Below are 17,250 nucleotides of genomic sequence, written 5' to 3' on the forward strand. Positions count from 1 at the left end.
TCCCCGCTACGCGGCCGGGGCGACGAGCCGGTAACCCACGCCGCGTACGGTCTCGATGAGCGCGGGCATGCGCAGCTTCGCGCGCAGGGAGGCGACATGCACCTCCAGGGTGCGGCCGGTGCCCTCCCAACTGGTGCGCCAGACCTCGCTGATGATCTGTTCCCGGCGGAAGACCACACCGGGCCGCTGGGCGAGCAGGGCCAGCAGGTCGAACTCCTTGCGGGTGAGCTGGACGACCGTGCCGCCCACGCTGACCTGGCGGGTGGGCAGTTCGATGCGGACCGGGCCGAGCCGGAGCGCGTTGTCGCCGCCGGCCGGGCCGTCCTCGTGGTGGGTGCGCCGGCTGACGGCGTGGATCCGGGCGAGCAGTTCCCCGGTGTCGTACGGCTTCACCACGTAGTCGTCCGCGCCCAGGTTGAGGCCGTGGATGCGGGAGCGGACGTCGGCGCGGGCGGTGACCATGATGACCGGGGTGCTGGTGCGCTTGCGGATCTTGCCGCAGACCTCGTAGCCGTCCTGGTCCGGCAGGCCGAGGTCGAGCAGGATGACGTCGTAGCCGTCGCCCTCGGGGACGAGCGCCTGGAGGGCCTCCTCGCCGCTGCGGGCGTGGGTGACGGAGAACCCGTGCCGGGCCAGGACCGCGGAGAGTGCGGCGGCGACATGGTTGTCGTCCTCGACGAGCAGCAGTCTCATCCCGGCCCCCTCCGGTTCAACGGTCGTTTCGTCCTGGTTCGTTCTCGACTTGCCTGCGGAGAACCTGCGCCTTGTAAAGGGCGCGCGCACGCATGCGTGCACGATGGCAGTCACGCTGATGGACGACGATGGCGTCAAGTGGGTTCGGGCGGCGGGCCGGTTCCGTTACCCGGCCGATACGCGAGCAGGTTGCCGCTGCTACGACGTGTGCCCGATTGCTATCGGATCGTGATGCTCAGATCTCCCTCAGATGTAATGACGCTGGTCATGCGCGCTCACTACATTCCTCCGAAACCGAGGAGGACGGAGCCCGAAAGCGATGACCGACGTATCGGTGGCCAAGGAAGACAGGGCCGCGACCGGCGAACTGGTCGTCCTGAAGAGCGTCAACAAGCACTTCGGCGCGTTGCACGTGCTCCAGGACATCGACCTGACGATCGCCCGCGGCGAGGTCGTCGTGGTGATCGGGCCCTCCGGGTCCGGTAAGTCGACTCTGTGCCGCACCATCAACCGCCTGGAGACCATCGACTCCGGAACGATCACGATCGACGGCAAGCCGCTGCCCCAGGAGGGCAAGGAGCTGGCCCGGCTGCGCGCCGACGTCGGCATGGTCTTCCAGTCCTTCAACCTCTTCGCGCACAAGACGGTGCTCGAGAACGTGATGCTCGGTCAGGTGAAGGTCCGCAAGGCGGACAAGAAGCAGGCCGAGGAGAAGGCCCGCGCCCTGCTCGACCGGGTCGGTGTGGGCTCCCAGGCCGACAAGTACCCCGCACAGCTCTCCGGCGGCCAGCAGCAGCGCGTCGCGATCGCGCGGGCGCTGGCGATGGACCCGAAGGTCATGCTCTTCGACGAGCCGACCTCGGCCCTCGACCCCGAGATGATCAACGAGGTCCTGGAGGTCATGCAGCAGCTGGCCAGGGACGGCATGACGATGATCGTCGTCACCCACGAGATGGGGTTCGCCCGGTCGGCCGCCAACCGGGTGGTCTTCATGGCCGACGGCCGGATCGTCGAACAGGCCACGCCCGACCAGTTCTTCAGCAACCCGCGCAGCGACCGGGCCAAGGACTTCCTGTCGAAGATCCTGCACCACTGAGACGCGGCAGGACCCGCTTCCTTTTCACAGACGTCGTCACCAAAACGAGGGATGTTCATCATGCAGCTCCGCAAGGTCACCGCCGCCTCGGCCGCCGTGCTCGCGCTCGCCCTGTCCGCCACGGCGTGCGGCGGCAGCGGCAAGAACGACGACAGCGGTTCGTCGGGCGGCGGCAAGATCAAGATCGGCATCAAGTACGACCAGCCCGGTCTCGGCCTCCAAAAGCCCGACGGCTCCTTCTCGGGCTTCGACGTGGACGTGGCCACGTATGTCGCCGGACAGCTCGGTTACAAGCCGAACCAGATCGAGTTCGTGCAGACCAAGAGCGCCGACCGCGAGAACGCCCTCGCGCGCGGTGACGTGAAGTTCATCGCGGCCACCTACTCGATCACCGACGAGCGCAAGCAGAAGGTGGACTTCGCCGGCCCGTACCTGCTGGCCCACCAGGACCTGCTGGTCAAGAACAACTCGGACATCGCCAAGGGCACGGACCTCAACGGCAGGAACCTGTGTTCCGTGACGGGTTCGACCTCGGCGCAGAACGTCCAGAAGACGATCGCCCCGAAGGCCAACCTCAAGGAGGTCGGCACCTACTCGGAGTGCATCGCCGGCCTGCAGAGCGGTGCCGTCGACGCCGTGACCACGGACGACTCGATCCTCGCGGGCTTCGCCGCGCAGGACAAGTACAAGGGCCAGTTCAAGCTCGCCGGTCTGAAACTGAGCAACGAGAACTACGGCATCGGCGTCAAGAAGGGCGACTCCGCGACCCTCGGCAAGATCAACACAGCGCTGGAGAAGATGGTCAGCGACGGCTCCTGGAAGAAGGCGGTCGACGCCAACTTCGGCCCGGCGAACTACAAGAACGAGCCCGCCCCGAAGATCGGCGTGATCCTCAAGTAGGGCGCCGTTCCGCGCGCCCCGCGGAACTCCGCCGACGCAGGGACCCGGCAGGTCGCACGGTTCCTCGGGCGCGCCGCCGCCACCGCTTCCCCTGGCGGCGGCGCGCCACGCCCTTCACGTACGCCACACACACCCGGAAGCGCGGGAGATCGTGTTCGACTTTCTTCAAGGCTACGACGTCCTAGGGGCGTTCTGGACGACGGTGCAACTGACCGTCTTCTCTGCCGTGGGCTCCCTGGTCTGGGGCACCCTGCTGGCCGCGATGCGGGTCAGCCCGGTCCCGCTGATGCGCGGGTTCGGCACGGCCTACGTCAACATCGTCCGGAACATCCCCCTGACGGTCATCGTCATCTTCACCTCGCTCGGCCTCGCCGACATCTTCGGCGTCACCCTGGGCGCCCACGACTTCAAGATCCAGGGCTTCCGGCTGGCCGTGCTCGGCCTCATCGCCTACACCGCGGCCTTCGTCTGCGAGGCCATCCGTTCCGGCATCAACACCGTGCCCGTCGGACAGGCCGAGGCGGCCCGCGCGATCGGGCTGAACTTCTCGCAGACCCTGCGGCTGATCGTGCTGCCGCAGGCCTTCCGCGCGGTGATCGGCCCGCTGGCCAACGTCCTGATCGCCCTGACCAAGAACACCACCGTGGCGGCCGCGATCGGCGTGGCCGAGGCCGCGACCCTGATGAAGACGATGATCGAGAACGAGGCCCAGACACTCGCCATCGGCGCGGTCTTCGCCTTCGGCTTCGTGGTCCTGACCCTCCCGACCGGCCTGTTGCTCGGCTGGCTCGCCAAGCGCCTGGCGGTGAAGCGATGAGCTCGGTTCTGTACGACACCCCGGGGCCCCGCGCCAAGCGGCGCAACGTACTTCTGTCCGTCGTCTTCGTCCTGCTCCTCGCCCTCCTGCTCTGGTGGGTCTGGCAGAAGATGGACGACAAGGGCCAGCTGAAGTGGTCCCTGTGGCAGCCGTTCACCACCTCCGACGCGTGGACCACGTATCTGCTGCCGGGCCTCGGCAACACCCTCAAGGCCGCGGCCCTCTCCATGGTCATCGCCCTTCCGCTGGGTGCGGTCTTCGGTATCGCCCGGATGTCCGACCACGCGTGGATACGCATCCCGGCCGGTGCCGTCGTGGAGTTCTTCCGCGCGATCCCGGTCCTGCTGCTGATGCTGTTCGCCCAGGAGTTCTACGTCCGCTCCACCGACATCGGCAGCGACGAACGGCCCCTGTACGCGGTCGTCACCGGCCTGGTGCTCTACAACGCCTCGGTGCTCGCCGAGGTCGTACGCGCCGGTGTCCTGGCCCTGCCGAAGGGGCAGACGGAGGCGGCGTACGCGATCGGTCTGCGCAAGGGGCAGACCATGACGAGCATCCTGCTGCCGCAGGCGGTCACCGTGATGCTGCCGGCCATCGTCAGCCAGCTCGTGGTGATCGTGAAGGACACAGCGCTGGGCGGTGTGATGCTGCAGTTCACCGATCTGCTCAACGCCCGTGGCACGCTGGCCGCCAACTACGCCAACGTCATCCCCAGCTTCATCGTCGTGGCGATCATCTTCATCCTGCTGAACCTGGTCCTCACCACGTTCGCGTCCTGGCTGGAGGGCCGGCTGCGGCGCAGCAAGCGCGGCACGGGCGCGGTCCTGGGCGCCGACGATGTCGACGATCTGAACGCGGCCGAGGTCGGCGGCGGCTTCGCCACCGGAGCGTCCGCCTGACACGGAGTCAACCCGGACGACACCCAAGGAGGCAGCGGCCGTACGACCGCTGCCTCCGCCGTTTTCCGGGCCGGTGCCGGGCCCGCGCGCCCGCCATGCTGACGTGTCCCCGGGTGCGCCGCTTGACCGGGTGGCGCCCAGTCTGTTGCATACGTTCTGTGATCGTGCACCCTGCTCCACCAACCTGTTCATCCGTGTCCGTCGGGACTTGCGTACGGGCAGGGGGCGCCGCGCCGTGGACCCGGTGATCATCGTCGGAGCGGGGCCCGTCGGGCTCACGCTCGCCCTGGCGCTGGCGCGTCAGGAGGTGCCGTCCGTCGTCCTGGACGAGGGCCCGGGCAAGGACGAGCCGCGCCCGGCGCGCACGGTGCTGCTGCGCGAGGACACCGCCGCGCTGCTGGCACGGCTGTCCGGCGCGCCGCTGGACGAGCTGGGCACCCGCTGGACCGGCTGGCGCTCGATGCGTCGCAAGCAGGTGATGCGCGAGGTCGTCTTCGACGACACCGGCGAACCGTCCCCGCTGCACATCGCCCAGCACACGCTCACCAACGCCCTGCGCGCCGCGATCGTCGACCAGCCGCTGATCAGGGTCGCCACGGACAGCCGTCTGGACACCGTCGAGCAGGAACGCTCCGGCGTCACCGCGCACACCCGCGGCCCCAAGGCCACCTGGTGGCGCGGCAGTTACCTGGTGGGCTGCGACGGCCCCCGCTCGACCGTGCGCAAACTCCTGGACATCCGCTTCCCCGGCCGTACGGCGGTGGAGCGGCACGCGGTCGCCGCGCTGCGCGCGGAACTTCCGTGGCCCGGTCAGGCGTTGCTCCATCGGACACCGCCGTGGCGGACGTCCGGGCCCTCGGCCGGGGAGGTGACCGCCCGCCCCCTCCCGGACGGCGTGTGGCGCCTGGACTGGCTGCTGCCGCCCGGCAAGGACCTGGTCACGCCCGAGCTCCTGGTGAACCGGATCCGCGAGACCCTCGCGGGCTGGACGGGCGGCACCACACCGCCGTACGACCTGCTCGACACCGGGGTGCACACGGTCCACCACCGTCTCGCCCGCCGGTGGCGGGTGGGCCGGGTGTTCGTCGCCGGGGACGCGGCGCATCTCCTCGGCGCGTTCGGCACGCACGGCCTGGAGGAGGGCCTGCGGGACGTGGACAACCTCGCCTGGAAGCTGGCCCCGGCCTGGCACCACGGTCCGCACGAGGCGCTGCTGGACAGCTACCAGACGGAGCGGCGGGCGGTGGTCGCCGCCCGGCTGCGCACCGCCGACCAGGTGCTGCCCGTGCTGCGCGGCGGTGGCGGGCTGCGCGGGATCGTGCCCGGCGCCGCCCGGGGGCATGACGCGCTCCTCACCGAAGGTCACCTGGGGCACGGCCCGCTCGGTGCGCCGGGGCCGTACGCCGACTCCCCGCTCGCACCCCGGTACCTGGAGCACGAGATCCCGGTCGACACCCCGCCGGGGGCGCCGGTCACCGACGTCAGGGTCACCGCGGAGGACGGCACCTTCGTACAGCTGCGCTCACGGCTCGGCCGCGGCGCGCTGCTCGTCGTACTCATCGCACCCGGTACGGGCGTATGGGACCGCAAGCACTGGGTCTCCGCCGGGATCATGCCCCGGCTCGCCGCGGCCGTGACCGCGCTGCCGCACCCCGCCGAGCTGCTGGTCGCCGAGGCCTACCCGGGCGCACCGGCGCACACCGTGCTGCTCGTGCGCCCCGACGGCCATCTGGTCACCGCCCTCAACGGGGTCCGCCCCGCCGATCTGTACGCGGCCGCCGAGGCGACGCTGGGCGGCAAGGACACGGAGCGGACGGAGGCGGAGGCACGGACCGGTTCCGGCGCGCGGTGAACGCACGGTGACGGCGCGGTCCACATGCTGACAGTGAGTTGACCGGTCTGCACCGGCATGGTGTACTCCGCAACGTGAACGACACCACTGTGCGCCTGTGGCGGAAGGTCCATGTCGACCTGGTCCGCTATGCGGGCTGCGTGTGTCTTCCGTCCTGCTGATTTCGCTTTTCTCCTTTCTTCTCCGGGCGCAGTCTGCGCCCCCTTCGGCGAATCTTCACCAGGAACGGTGCACGTGTCTGCCTCTCTCTCCACCCCGTCCTCGCCCGTCTCTCCGTCCGGCGCCGCGCCCACCCAGGCGGATCTTCTCGACTTCGTCCGGCGTACGGCCGCCGACACCGAGCTGATCTCCTCGCTCCCGCTCGACCCCGAGGGCCGCACCTGGGTACGGCTTGAGGGCCCCGGCGGCAGCGAGGCCTGGCTGATCGGCTGGCCGCCCGGCAGTGGCACCGGCTGGCACGACCACGCCGAGTCGGTCGGCGCCTTCCTCACCGCCGCCGGTGAGCTGCGGGAGAACTCGCTCGCCACCCGGCTGCCCACCGACGGCTGGAAGACCCTGGAGCTCTCCGAGGACGTCGACCGCGAGCGTCGGCTGCCCGCCGGAAAGGGCCGCTCCTTCGGTCGCGACCATGTCCACGAGGTGCTCAACGACTCCACCGGGCACCACGCGATCTCCGTCCACGCCTACTACCCGCCGCTGCCGCGGATCCGCCGCTACAGCCGCAGCGGACCGGTACTGCGCCTGGAGCAGGTCGAGCGCCCGGAGGACTGGCAGTGAGCGGCTCCGGACAACCCCCCGTGGGCATCGACGAGTTGCTGGACCGGGTGCGGGCCGGCTACCGGCGCGTGGCGGCACACGAGGCGTACGAGGCGGCGCAGGCCGGAGACGCCCTGCTGGTGGACATCCGGTACGCGGCGCTGCGCGAGCGGGACGGAGTGATCCCGGGCGCCCTGGTCATAGAGCGCAACGAGCTGGAGTGGCGCCTGGACCCCCAGGGCAGCCACAAGACCCCCGAGGCCACCGGCCACGACCTCCAGGTCGTCGTGATCTGCAACGAGGGCTACGCCTCCAGCCTGGCCGCCGCCTCCCTCCACCAGCTGGGCCTGCACCGCGCGACAGACCTGGTCGGCGGCTTCCAGGCCTGGAAGGCAGCGGGTCTACCGGTCACGCCCTGACGACACCGGTCCCTGGTCCTGCGCCGTCGCCACCGTCGCCCGTCAGACTGCCCGCCTGTCAGATCTGCCCGTCCGTCAGAAGTCCCCGCCCTCGAGGAACTCCGTGTCCTCGCCCTCCTCCTCCAGTGCTCGCCGGACGACCCTGAGGGCCATGCCCTCCGGGTATCCCTTGCGGGCAAGCATGCCGGCGAGGCGACGGAGGCGTTTGTCCCGGTCGAGGCCCCGGGTGGAGCGGAGTTTCCGGGCGACGAGTTCGCGGGCCGTCTCCTCCTCCTGTTCGGAGTCGAGTTGGGCGACGGCCTCGTCGATGAGCGCCGAGTCGACTCCCTTGGTCCGCAGTTCCTGGGCGAGCGCGCGCCGGGCCAGCCCCCGGCCGTGGTGCCGGGACTCCACCCATGCGTCCGCGAACGCGCTGTCGTTGATCAGCCCGACCTCCTCGAACCGCGACAGCACCTCCTCGGCGACGTCGTCCGGGATCTCCCGCTTGCGCAGGGCGTCCGCGAGCTGTTTCCGGGTGCGCGGGTTCCCGGTGAGCAGGCGCAGACAGATCGCCCGCGCCCGCTCGGCCGGGTCCGCCGGAGGCTCCCCCTGCTCGGCCCTCGACAAGGAGGAGGAACCCCCGTCCTCACCTGACGGCTCCCCGGAGCTACGCCGACGGCGCGTCCCGGGCCTCCGCGAGCCACGGCCGGGTGATCCGTGCCCGCGGGGCCCGTCCGGGCCGTCGTGCGTGCCGTTCTCGTACGCGCTGTACGAGTCGGGCGGGCCGTCGTCCTCGTACGAGCCGTCACGCCCGTATGAGCCCTCGCTCCCCCCTGCCGCTCCCCCCTGCCGACGGCGCCGGCGTGCCGCCGGGTGTCCCTCGCCGTCGCCTCCGTACCTGTCGCCGCCGGTGCCGTGGGCCCCGGCACCGTCCCCGGTGGAGCCCGAGTCGTCCCCGGTGCCCATCCCCCGTGGGGCACCGGGGGACGTGTACTCGTGGTCGGCCCAGTCGGTTCGTCGTGTCACGGTGTCAGCTCTTGGCGGCGGCGGCCTTGGGCTTGGTGACCTTGGCGGCGGCCGGGGCGGGCACCGTCTTCGCCGGGTCGTCCGTGGCCGCGGTGGTGACCGCCGCGTCCGCGCCCGGCTCGGCGGCGGGCTCCTCCGGGCGGACACCGACGCCCAGCTTCTCCTTGATCTTCTTCTCGATCTCGTCGGCCAGGTCGGGGTTGTCCTTGAGGAAGTTGCGCGCGTTCTCCTTGCCCTGGCCGAGCTGGTCGCCCTCGTACGTGTACCAGGCACCGGCCTTGCGGACGAAGCCGTTCTCCACGCCCATGTCGATCAGGCCGCCCTCACGGCTGATGCCCTGGCCGTAGAGGATGTCGAACTCGGCCTGCTTGAAGGGGGGCGCGACCTTGTTCTTGACAACCTTGACGCGGGTGCGGTTGCCAACCGCGTCGGTGCCGTCCTTCAGCGTCTCGATGCGGCGGATGTCGAGCCGCACCGAGGCGTAGAACTTCAGCGCCCGGCCACCGGTCGTGGTCTCCGGGGAGCCGAACATCACGCCGATCTTCTCGCGGAGCTGGTTGATGAAGATCGCGGTGGTCTTGGACTGGTTGAGCGCGCTGGTGATCTTCCGGAGCGCCTGGCTCATCAGTCGGGCCTGCAGACCGACGTGGCTGTCGCCCATCTCGCCCTCGATCTCCGCGCGCGGGACGAGCGCGGCGACGGAGTCGATGACGATGAGGTCGAGCGCGCCGGAGCGGACCAGCATGTCGACGATCTCCAGGGCCTGCTCGCCGTTGTCCGGCTGGGACAGGATCAGGTTGTCGATGTCGACGCCGAGCTTCTGCGCGTAATCGGGGTCGAGGGCGTGCTCCGCGTCCACGAACGCGACCTGACCGCCGGCCTTCTGCGCATTCGCCACCGCGTGCAGGGTCAGGGTCGTCTTACCGGAGGACTCCGGTCCGTAGATCTCCACGACGCGGCCGCGCGGGAGGCCGCCGACGCCGAGGGCCACGTCGAGCGCGGTCGACCCGGTCGAGATGACCTCGATGGGCTCCTTCGTCCGGTCACCCATGCGCATGACCGCGCCCTTGCCGAACTGCCGTTCAATCTGTGCGAGGGCGGCTTCGAGAGCCTTCTCGCGGTCGGTACCTGCCATGGGTTCCACCCGGTTTGCTTGAGTCGATCGCTTCACGTCAAAGACGCTAACGCCTGCCACTGACAATGCGCCCCGACGCCGGTCCGGCCTGTGGATAACTCGGGGACTTCTCCGCCGAAACCATGTCGAACTGCCACTGGAATCCCCGTCGAGAACCTCGCCGGAGCCCCAATAAGAATAGATGTTCGATTTTCGTGTCAAGCGCACCACGCGGTACTCCCGTACTTCCCCGCACGGCACTCACCCGCCGCACACCGACCACCTCCGAGCGGCTTCCGGCCGGTATCCGGGCGCTGTCCAGGCGGTGGCCGAGCACCCCGCCGCGGCGATCCGCACTGTCGGGCGAGGCTTCATCCGATCGCGAGTTTCCCGCACATCCGCTCCCCTCGTGCCGCGATGCTCGAAGAGGCGGCCGGTGAGCGGCGCCCCTGGGTTTGCCGTGGGTGGGAGAGCGCATGACACGTGAGACGGGACGACGCGGCCTGGACGAACAGGCCGTGCTGCTGGTGGCGGGCCTGGCCGATCTGGCCGTGAGCACACTCGGCACCGCCGCCGGCACGGTACGGGGGCTGCTGCGCCGCTCGGACGCCGGCGCGCTGGCGGCGGAGGCCGAGCAGGACCTCACCGCACGGGGACGCCTGGTCCTGGACCGGTACGCGACCGTCCCCCCGGCCCATCTGGAGATCCTCGCCCGGCACGCCCTCGCCAGGCGGACCGCCGACGATGACTGACCGGTGGGATCCGGCCGCCTTCAAGATCCGCGTCGACGAGGTGCTGCGCCGGTTCGTCGCCCAGGAGGCCGACCTGTTCTCGGCGATCGATCCGCTTCTGGGCCCGGTGGCCGAGCAGCTGGAGGCGGCGGTCGCGGACGGCAAACGGCTGCGGGCGGCGTTCTGCTACTGGGGCTGGCGTGCGGTGGGGCAGCCGGACAGCGACGCGCTGGTGCGGGCGGCGGCCTCCATGGAGCTGGTACACGCCGCCGCCGTCGTACACGACGACCTCATCGACGACAGCCCGCTGCGGCACGGGCGTCCCACGGCACACATCGCCCTGCGTACCGCCGTGCCGGCTCACCCGGGCGCCGACGGCACCGCGCGGTCGCTGGCGATGCTGGTGGGCGATCTGCTGATGTCGCTGGCCGGGCAGCTGTTCGCGACCTGCGGTCTGCCCGCCGCCTATCTCGCCCGGGCCCGCCCCCTGTGGTCGCTGCTGGCCCGGGAGCTGATCGCGGGCGAGTGCCTGGAGATCCTGCGTACCGGGACCGGTCCGGACACCACGGCCTCGCTGAAGGTGATCCGCTACAAGACTGCCAAGTACACCGTCGAGCAGCCCCTGTTGATCGGCGGCGCCCTGGCGGGGGCCGGCGAGCGGCTGCGGGAGGGGTACTCCGCGTACGGGCTACCGCTGGGCGAGGCGTTCCAGCTGCGCGACGACCTGCTCGGCCTGTTCGGGGAACCGAAGCGCACCGGCAAGGCCAACGCCGACGACGTGCGCGGCCACCGGCCCACCGCGCTGCTCGCCGAGACCTGGCGGCTCGCCCGTCACGACGACCGGGAGCGGCTCGGCACCTTGCTCGGCAGGCGCGACCTGGGCGCGGAGGGTCTGGACGCGGTCCGCGAGGTGATGCGCCGGCTCGGGGCGCCGGACCGGATCGAGGACATGATCGGCGCGCGGGTCGCGGAAGCGCTCGACGCCCTCCATGGACTGCACATGCCGGCCCCCGCCGCCGGCGCCCTGACCGCGCTGGCCCACTCGGCGGCGGTCCGCCTGTCCTGACGCCCATCCGGTGGCACGGACGACACCCGCGAAGACACCCGCCAAGACTAGGAGCCCTGCCGTGACCCCCACCGAGGCATCGATGGACGCCCTGCGGCACGCCGGTGACGAACTCGCCGACGCCACCGTCGCCACACTCTTCGAGCGCGGGGAGGTGGGCACGTTCAACACCCTGATGCGCTATGTCTCCACCGCAGGCGCTCCCCTGCCGGACGGGCTGCCCGACGTCGCGCGGGAGTATCTGGAGGCCACCCGGGTCCCGCCGTCGTGGGTGGACTGGGGCGAGATGGAGAAAGCACGGCTGTTCTTCATCGACAACAACGTGCACATCGCGACCGCGCTCTCCTTCGCCTCCATGCCCGCCTGTTATGTCGTCCCGCGCGTGGCGAAGCTGCTGTCGGCCACACACGGGCTCAGCTATCCCTCGAAGCGCATGGCGGAGACCGGCCAGTTCACCGTCTATCTGATGCAGCCCGACGCCTTCGAGGCCGGCGGCCGCTTCATTCCCGCCGCCCAGAAGGTGCGCCTGCTGCACGCCTCGATCAGGCATCACCTCAAGCGCGAGAACCGCTGGGACACCGAGGCGCTGGGCACGCCGATCTGCCAGGAGGACATGATCGGCGGGCAGATGTTCTTCTCGCTGCTGGTCCTCGACAGCCTGCACCGGCTGGGTATCCATCTGTCCACGGAAGGCGCGGAGGCCTACTACTACGCGTGGCGGGTGGTCGGCGCCATGCTCGGCGTCGACCAGGAGGCCGTCCCCAGGACCCTCGACGAGGCACGCCGCTTCCTCGACCTGTACATGATCCGGTACATGGGCCCCTCCGAGGAGGGCAGCCGGCTGACCCGGCAGCTCATCGAGCTCTACGAGGAGGTCGTCCCCGGCACCTTCTTCGACCCGATCGTCCCGGCCCTCGTCCGCCACCTCGTCGGCGATACCTGCGCGGACTGGCTGGACGTGCCGCGCACCCCCTGGGACACCGTCGTCAAGGCCGTACCGCACCTCCTCGGCGTCCTGGAGACCATCGAGGACCGCTCCCCGCTGGGCGCCTGGGCCCTGGACCGCCTCGGCCATCTCACCACCGTATTCGAGCTGTCCTCCCTCACCCGTGGCCGCGTCATGCACTACGCCATCCCCGAACACCTCAGGAAGGACTACGGCCTCTCGGGCGCGGTACCCCGCACCCGGCGGTGGACCCCGCCGGCCGCCACAGTCTCCTGACGCCCGCCTACTCCCCACGGCGTACGGCGGGTGTCTTCGGCCGGACGACGACCGCGCGGACGGCCCCCGGAAGGGTGGTCCCATGCCCTCCCCCCTGGAACGTGCGCCCTCCCTGGAAAGTCCGCACCCGAATCCACCGGCGAGCCCCCTGCGCGGGATCCGCCCCGCCGAGCGTCTCTGTCATGTGACGGGGATGCTCCTCGTCCTCTCCGGCCTGGTGCATCTGGTGGTGTTCGCGGTGGACGGCGGCCCCTGGTACGGCCCGGTCTCCTGGCGCAAGCCGGTCACGTTCGGGCTCTCCTTCGGGCTGACGCTGATCGCGGTCACCTGGGTCACCTCGTATCTGAGGATCGGGGAGCGGCTGCGGACCGTACTGCTCCTGGTGTTCGCCGCCGACTGTGTGGTGGAGGTCGGCGGGATCACCCTGCAGGCGTGGCGCCGGGTGCCCTCGCACCTCGACATGGAGACGCCGTTCGACACGGCGGTGTCGATGATGCTCGCGGTGGGCGGCGGGGTCCTGGTGGTGCTGCTCACCGTCTTCGCCGTGGTGTCGTTCCGGCGGCGGCCGGCCGGTCCCGTGGGCATGCCACTCGCCGTACGCTCCGGGTTCGCGGTCCTGCTCGTGGCGCTGGCCTCGGGGGCCGCGATGATCGCGCGCGGGGTGGTGCTCGTCCGCACCGGGCACCAGGAGGCGGCGTACGACTCGACGGCCCCGCTGAAGCCGCTGCACGGGGTCAGTCTGCACGCGGTGCTGGTCCTGCCCGCGCTGGCCTGGCTGCTGTCCCGCACCTCCTGGAGCGAACGGGTCCGGTGGCGGGTCGTGGCCACGGCCGCGGGCTGCTACGCAGCCGCCGTAGCCGCCGCCGGGGTGTGGGCGGTGCTCACCTACTGATCGCGGTGGACGTCACTGGTCGAGGTGAAGGTGACTGATCCCGGCGGCCGTCGCTGATCCCGGTCGGCCGTCGACATCCGGTCGGCCGTCGCTGATCCCGATCGCCGTCGCTGGTCCCGATCGCCGTCGCTGACCGCGGCGGCCATCGCTGACCGCTGCGGCCGTCAGGCCGAGCCCTCCCGTGAGTCCTCGGCCGGCCGCTGCCATATCGTCCGCCGTGCGCGTGCGAGCAGCCCGGGGCCGCTCGCGCCGCGTCTGCGGTGCCCGTGCACCCGGGGGTCGTCCGTGACGTCGTACCGCTTCACATAGGCGCCCAGGAACGCCTGGAGCGTGGCGACCGCCGGGATCGCGATCAGCGCGCCGACGGCGCCGAGGAGCGCGGTGCCCGCGATGACCGAGCCGAAGGCGACCGCCGGGTGGATGTCGACGGACTTGGAGGTCAGCTTGGGCTGGAGCATGTAGTTCTCGAACTGCTGGTAGATCACCACGAACACCAGCACCCACACCGCGTACAGAGGGTTGACGGTGAACGCGAGCAGCATCGGCAGCGCGCCCGCGAGATAGGTGCCGATGGTGGGGATGAACTGCGAGACCAGGCCCACCCAGACACCGAGCACGGGCGCGTACGGCACGCCCAGGGCCTCCAGCAGGATGTAGTGGGCGATGCCGGAGATCAGCGCCATCACACCGCGCGAGTACAGATAGCCGCCGGTCTTGTCCACCGCGATCTCCCAGGCACGCAGCACCTCGGCCTGACGGGCGGGCGGCAGGACGGAGCACAGGGTGCGGCGCAGCCGGGGGCCGTCGGCGGCGAAGTAGAAGGCGAACAGCGTGATCGTCAGCAGTTGGAAGAGGCCGCCGAGCACCTGCCCGGAGACATCGAGCACACCGGCCGCGCTGTTCTGCGCGTACTTGCGCAGCCAGTCGGAGTGCAGCAGGCCCTCCTGGACGTCGACCCGCTTCACGTCGGTGTGGAAGGTGTGGTTGACCCAGTTGATGACCGAATCCAGGTAGTCCGGGAAGTCTTCGACGATCTTGATGATCTGGCCGGCCAGCATCGAGCCGAGCAGCGCGACGAATCCCGCGGTGGCGATGGCCAGGCCGAGGAAGACCAGGAAGGTCGCGAACCCCCGGCGCATCCCGCGCGAGGCCATCCAGCTCACCGCCGGCTCGATGGCGAGCGCCAGGAAGAACGCGATGAGGATGTTGATCAGCAGGCCGGTGAGCTGGTGGAAGGCCCAGCTGCCCAGCTGGAAGGCGGCGACGAGGGCGAGCGCCAGCACCATGGCGCGCGGCAGCCAGCGCGGCATGCGGGCGCCCGCCGGCGCGGCGCCGGCGGCCGGGGGTCCGGCGGGCGGCGTCGAGTCGACCGGGGATACGTCCTGGGCGGTCCGCCCGTCGTCGTCAGTGAGTGCCACGGTGCAAGTCTCGCCGACGGCACTGACAACGCGTGGCCGGTGTCCAATCTCTGGGCACGCTCAGCGCTTCTCCCCGGGAACGTTCATGACCGTGCAGACCACGCGCCACACTTCCTTGGCCTCCCAGCCGGCGTCCAGCGCCTGGTGCACCGTGCGTCCGCCGAGCTCCGTCATCACATGATCGCGTGCGAAGGTGTCGGCGTACCCGGAACCGAAGTGCTCCGTCATCCGCTGCCAGAAGACCGTCAACCGCATGACACCAGTATCCCGCCCCTGAGAGTGGGCCCTGCCCGGGACCGCTTGCGGAGACCGCTTTCCGTCCTACGGTCTGACGCATGGCCGAAACCGGAGCTTCCCCACTCCCCCCTACGCCCCCGGCGCACTCCCCGCTCTTCCGCGCCGAACAGTTCATCTGGCTCACCGCGCGCGTGCTGGAGCAGCGCCTCTTCGCCTACCACTTCCTGAGCGGCGGTCCCGATCCGGTGGAGACGGCGCTGAACGCCTACCGCAACGAGGACGGCGGGTACGGCCACGCTCTCGAGCCCGATCTGCGCGGGCCGGTGAGCCAGCCGCTGCACACCGGGCACGCGCTGCGTGTCCTCGACGCCATCGGGCGCTGCGGCGGGCAGCGGGTGGAGCGCGTGTGCCGCTATCTGACGTCCGTCTCCACGGCGGACGGGGCGCTGCCGGCGATCCATCCGAGCCAGCGCGGCTATCCGGCCGCCCCGTTCATCCCGATCGCCGATGACCCGCCCAGTGAGCTGCTCGCCACCGGTCCTGTGGTGGGTCTGCTGCACCGCAACGAGGTGTGGCACGCCTGGCTGTTCCGGGCCACCGACTTCTGCTGGGAGGCCGTGGCGTCCCTGGAGAAGTCGCACCCCTACGAGATCGAGGCCGCCGTCGCCTTCCTGGACGCGGCACCCGACCGCGCCCGCGCGGAGGCGGCCGCCGACCGGCTGGGCAGACTGGTGCGCGAGCACCGGCTGGCCGCGCTGGACCCGGAACACCTGGACGCGTACCCGGTGGCGCCCGGGTACGCCCCGGGCGAGCACCACTTCCCGCACGACTTCGCGAAGTCCCCGCACTCGCTCGCGCGCGCGTGGTTCACCGACGAGGAGATGGCCCGCTCGCTGGACCACCTCGCCGCCGAGCAGCAGGAGGACGGCGGCTGGCCGATCCGGTGGCTCCAGTGGGCGCCGACCACCGCCCTGGAGGCCCGCCCGATGGTGACGATCGAGGCCCTGCGCACGCTCAAGGCGTACGACCAATTCGTGGGGTGACGCATCTGTCAGCCGCGCTCAGCCGCTCCGAGCCCCGCTCAGCCGCCCATGGCCCGTACCCCCGCCGTCACCAGCACGGCCGCGCAGACGACAACCAGGAAGGGCGCGCGCAGCACCAGTGCCACGGCGGCCGCCCCGAGCCCCGCGGCACGGGCGTCCAGCACCAGCGTGTGCCCGTCGGCGAACGTCTGCTGGGCCGTGAGGGCGGCGAGAAGCGCGACCGGCAGCAGGGCGGCCAGCCGCCGCACCACCGGCCGCTCCAGGACGCCCGCGGGCACCAGCAGTCCGGCGAGCTTGACGGCGTAACAGCCGAGGACGGTCGCGGCGATCGCGATCCAGGCGTTCAACGGGTCTCCTCGGGGGCGGCGTCGCGGGTACGGCCGGACCGGCGGCCGGAAACGTACAGGGCAGCCGGCGCCGCCAGCGCGGCTGCCAGGACCGGCACCCCGGCGGGCAGCACGGGCAGCAGGCCGAGCCCCAGCAGCACCGCGAGAGCGGCGACCGCGCGGTCGGTCGTGGTCTTCAGCATGGGGGCGAGCAGCGCCAGGAAGACGGCGGGCCCGGCCGCGTCCAGGCCCCACGCGTCGGTGTCGCCGACGGCCTTGGCGCCGAGCGCGCCGAGCAGGGTGGTGAGGTTCCACAGCACGTACAGGCTGAGCCCGGTGACGGTGAAGCCGATCCGCGCGGCGCGCCGCGTCGGCTGGGCGAGGGTCACGGCGGTGGTCTCGTCGATCACCCACTGGGCGGCCAGCGGCCGCACCGCGCGCGGGAGGGCCAGCACCTGCGACAGACGCAGCCCGTAGAACGCGTTGCGCACCCCCAGGAAGAAGGCGCCAGCGGCCGCGGTGAGCGGGTTGCCGCCGGCCGCGAGCGCCCCGACCAGGGCGAACTGGGAGGCGCCGGTGAACACCAGGAGGCTGAGTGCGCAGGTCTGGAGCAGGCCGAGCCCGCTGCCGGCCGAGGTCACCCCGAAGGCGAACCCGGAAAGTCCCACGGCGACGCCGACCCCGAGGGCGTCCCGGACGACGGCGGAGTCAGGTTTCGGCTCGCCTTCGCCGCGTATGTCTGCGAGTGCTGTCTGCTGTGCCAC

General features: G+C 71.0%; 20 protein-coding genes. 13 read left to right on the top strand and 7 right to left on the bottom strand.

Features of this window, described 5'->3' with window-relative positions; genetic code table 11:
• Nucleotides 1–6: 6 nt before the first annotated feature.
• On the bottom strand, nt 7–693 hold the full coding sequence (locus ABTY98_RS31720; protein ID WP_352224499.1) for a response regulator transcription factor: 687 nt from the start codon (nt 691–693) through the stop codon (nt 7–9).
• A gap of 319 nt (nt 694–1,012) precedes the next feature.
• On the opposite strand from ABTY98_RS31720, the gene ABTY98_RS31725 reads away from it, so the two are divergent.
• The 8 genes from ABTY98_RS31725 (at nt 1,013) to ABTY98_RS31760 (ending at nt 7,432) form a co-directional block, all read left to right on the top strand.
• Nucleotides 1,013–1,789: an amino acid ABC transporter ATP-binding protein gene (locus tag ABTY98_RS31725; protein ID WP_352224500.1), complete on the top strand. Its 777-nt coding sequence runs from the start codon at nt 1,013–1,015 to the stop codon at nt 1,787–1,789.
• Nucleotides 1,790–1,849: 60 nt separating this feature from the next.
• On the top strand, nt 1,850–2,689 hold the full coding sequence (locus tag ABTY98_RS31730; RefSeq protein WP_352224501.1) for a glutamate ABC transporter substrate-binding protein: 840 nt from the start codon (nt 1,850–1,852) through the stop codon (nt 2,687–2,689).
• Between the two features lie 151 nt (nt 2,690–2,840).
• Nucleotides 2,841–3,506, top strand: coding sequence for an amino acid ABC transporter permease (locus ABTY98_RS31735; RefSeq protein ID WP_352224502.1), 666 nt, complete (start codon nt 2,841–2,843; stop codon nt 3,504–3,506).
• Complete coding sequence (locus tag ABTY98_RS31740; RefSeq protein ID WP_352224503.1) at nt 3,503–4,405, top strand: amino acid ABC transporter permease; 903 nt, start codon at nt 3,503–3,505, stop codon at nt 4,403–4,405. Before ABTY98_RS31735 ends, ABTY98_RS31740 begins: the two co-directional genes overlap by 4 nt.
• 235 nt (nt 4,406–4,640) lie before the next feature.
• Nucleotides 4,641–6,257: an FAD-dependent monooxygenase gene (locus tag ABTY98_RS31745; RefSeq protein ID WP_352224504.1), complete on the top strand. Its 1,617-nt coding sequence runs from the start codon at nt 4,641–4,643 to the stop codon at nt 6,255–6,257.
• An 89-nt stretch (nt 6,258–6,346) separates the two neighbouring features.
• Nucleotides 6,347–6,418 carry a putative leader peptide gene (locus ABTY98_RS31750; protein WP_311737274.1) on the top strand — a complete coding sequence of 24 codons (72 nt, stop codon included), beginning with the start codon at nt 6,347–6,349 and terminating at the stop codon, nt 6,416–6,418.
• 73 nt (nt 6,419–6,491) lie between these two features.
• Complete coding sequence (locus ABTY98_RS31755) at nt 6,492–7,034, top strand: cupin domain-containing protein (RefSeq protein WP_352224505.1); 543 nt, start codon at nt 6,492–6,494, stop codon at nt 7,032–7,034.
• A complete protein-coding gene (locus tag ABTY98_RS31760; protein ID WP_352224506.1) occupies nt 7,031–7,432 on the top strand; it encodes a rhodanese-like domain-containing protein in 402 nt (133 codons plus the stop codon). Before ABTY98_RS31755 ends, ABTY98_RS31760 begins: the two co-directional genes overlap by 4 nt.
• Nucleotides 7,433–7,507: 75 nt before the next feature.
• Here the strand turns inward: ABTY98_RS31760 and recX are convergent, their stop codons facing one another.
• On the bottom strand, nt 7,508–8,437 hold the full coding sequence (recX, locus tag ABTY98_RS31765; RefSeq protein ID WP_352224507.1) for a recombination regulator RecX: 930 nt from the start codon (nt 8,435–8,437) through the stop codon (nt 7,508–7,510).
• Nucleotides 8,438–8,441: 4 nt separating this feature from the next.
• Entirely contained in the window at nt 8,442–9,572 is a 1,131-nt protein-coding gene (gene recA / locus ABTY98_RS31770; RefSeq protein ID WP_352224508.1) for a recombinase RecA, read from the bottom strand.
• A 455-nt stretch (nt 9,573–10,027) separates the two neighbouring features.
• On the opposite strand from recA, the gene ABTY98_RS31775 reads away from it, so the two are divergent.
• The 4 genes from ABTY98_RS31775 to ABTY98_RS31790 all read left to right on the top strand — a co-directional run bounded on the left by ABTY98_RS31775 (nt 10,028) and on the right by ABTY98_RS31790 (nt 13,462).
• Nucleotides 10,028–10,303: a polyprenyl synthetase gene (locus ABTY98_RS31775; RefSeq protein ID WP_352224509.1), complete on the top strand. Its 276-nt coding sequence runs from the start codon at nt 10,028–10,030 to the stop codon at nt 10,301–10,303.
• Nucleotides 10,296–11,348 carry a polyprenyl synthetase family protein gene (locus ABTY98_RS31780; protein ID WP_352224510.1) on the top strand — a complete coding sequence of 351 codons (1,053 nt, stop codon included), beginning with the start codon at nt 10,296–10,298 and terminating at the stop codon, nt 11,346–11,348. Before ABTY98_RS31775 ends, ABTY98_RS31780 begins: the two co-directional genes overlap by 8 nt.
• A 61-nt stretch (nt 11,349–11,409) precedes the next feature.
• On the top strand, nt 11,410–12,570 hold the full coding sequence (locus tag ABTY98_RS31785) for an oxygenase MpaB family protein (protein ID WP_352224511.1): 1,161 nt from the start codon (nt 11,410–11,412) through the stop codon (nt 12,568–12,570).
• Between the two features lie 193 nt (nt 12,571–12,763).
• The gene (locus ABTY98_RS31790; RefSeq protein WP_352224532.1) at nt 12,764–13,462 is read left to right on the top strand and encodes a hypothetical protein; all 699 of its coding nucleotides are present in this window, start codon (nt 12,764–12,766) and stop codon (nt 13,460–13,462) included.
• 164 nt (nt 13,463–13,626) lie between these two features.
• Here ABTY98_RS31790 and ABTY98_RS31795 read toward each other — a convergent pair whose 3' ends face one another.
• The gene (locus ABTY98_RS31795; RefSeq protein ID WP_352224512.1) at nt 13,627–14,880 is read right to left on the bottom strand and encodes an AI-2E family transporter; all 1,254 of its coding nucleotides are present in this window, start codon (nt 14,878–14,880) and stop codon (nt 13,627–13,629) included.
• Between the two features lie 60 nt (nt 14,881–14,940).
• Entirely contained in the window at nt 14,941–15,135 is a 195-nt protein-coding gene (locus tag ABTY98_RS31800; RefSeq protein ID WP_352224513.1) for a DUF3046 domain-containing protein, read from the bottom strand.
• An 80-nt stretch (nt 15,136–15,215) separates the two neighbouring features.
• Between ABTY98_RS31800 and ABTY98_RS31805 the strand changes: the two genes are divergently transcribed.
• On the top strand, nt 15,216–16,160 hold the full coding sequence (locus ABTY98_RS31805; RefSeq protein ID WP_352224514.1) for a hypothetical protein: 945 nt from the start codon (nt 15,216–15,218) through the stop codon (nt 16,158–16,160).
• A 38-nt stretch (nt 16,161–16,198) separates the two neighbouring features.
• Here ABTY98_RS31805 and ABTY98_RS31810 read toward each other — a convergent pair whose 3' ends face one another.
• Nucleotides 16,199–16,507 carry an AzlD domain-containing protein gene (locus tag ABTY98_RS31810; protein WP_352224515.1) on the bottom strand — a complete coding sequence of 103 codons (309 nt, stop codon included), beginning with the start codon at nt 16,505–16,507 and terminating at the stop codon, nt 16,199–16,201.
• Complete coding sequence (locus ABTY98_RS31815; RefSeq protein WP_352224516.1) at nt 16,504–17,250, bottom strand: AzlC family ABC transporter permease; 747 nt, start codon at nt 17,248–17,250, stop codon at nt 16,504–16,506. The genes ABTY98_RS31810 and ABTY98_RS31815 overlap by 4 nt, the downstream gene beginning before the upstream one ends.

The sequence above is a fragment of the Streptomyces sp. NPDC096040 genome (genome assembly GCF_040303265.1).
Classification (GTDB): domain Bacteria; phylum Actinomycetota; class Actinomycetes; order Streptomycetales; family Streptomycetaceae; genus Streptomyces.

Excerpts from the sequence above, each read along its gene's own strand:
- ABTY98_RS31805 (WP_352224514.1), top strand. The coding sequence starts at position 15,216 with ATGGCCGAAACCGGAGCTTCCCCACTCCCCCCTACGCCCCCGGCGCAC.
- ABTY98_RS31725 (WP_352224500.1), top strand. The coding sequence starts at position 1,013 with ATGACCGACGTATCGGTGGCCAAGGAAGACAGGGCCGCGACCGGCGAA.
- ABTY98_RS31780 (WP_352224510.1), top strand. The coding sequence starts at position 10,296 with ATGACTGACCGGTGGGATCCGGCCGCCTTCAAGATCCGCGTCGACGAG.
- ABTY98_RS31790 (WP_352224532.1), top strand. The coding sequence starts at position 12,764 with ATGCTCCTCGTCCTCTCCGGCCTGGTGCATCTGGTGGTGTTCGCGGTG.
- ABTY98_RS31775 (WP_352224509.1), top strand. The coding sequence starts at position 10,028 with ATGACACGTGAGACGGGACGACGCGGCCTGGACGAACAGGCCGTGCTG.
- ABTY98_RS31730 (WP_352224501.1), top strand. The coding sequence starts at position 1,850 with ATGCAGCTCCGCAAGGTCACCGCCGCCTCGGCCGCCGTGCTCGCGCTC.
- ABTY98_RS31800 (WP_352224513.1), bottom strand. The coding sequence starts at position 15,135 with ATGCGGTTGACGGTCTTCTGGCAGCGGATGACGGAGCACTTCGGTTCC.
- ABTY98_RS31720 (WP_352224499.1), bottom strand. The coding sequence starts at position 693 with ATGAGACTGCTGCTCGTCGAGGACGACAACCATGTCGCCGCCGCACTC.
- recA (WP_352224508.1), bottom strand. The coding sequence starts at position 9,572 with ATGGCAGGTACCGACCGCGAGAAGGCTCTCGAAGCCGCCCTCGCACAG.
- ABTY98_RS31740 (WP_352224503.1), top strand. The coding sequence starts at position 3,503 with ATGAGCTCGGTTCTGTACGACACCCCGGGGCCCCGCGCCAAGCGGCGC.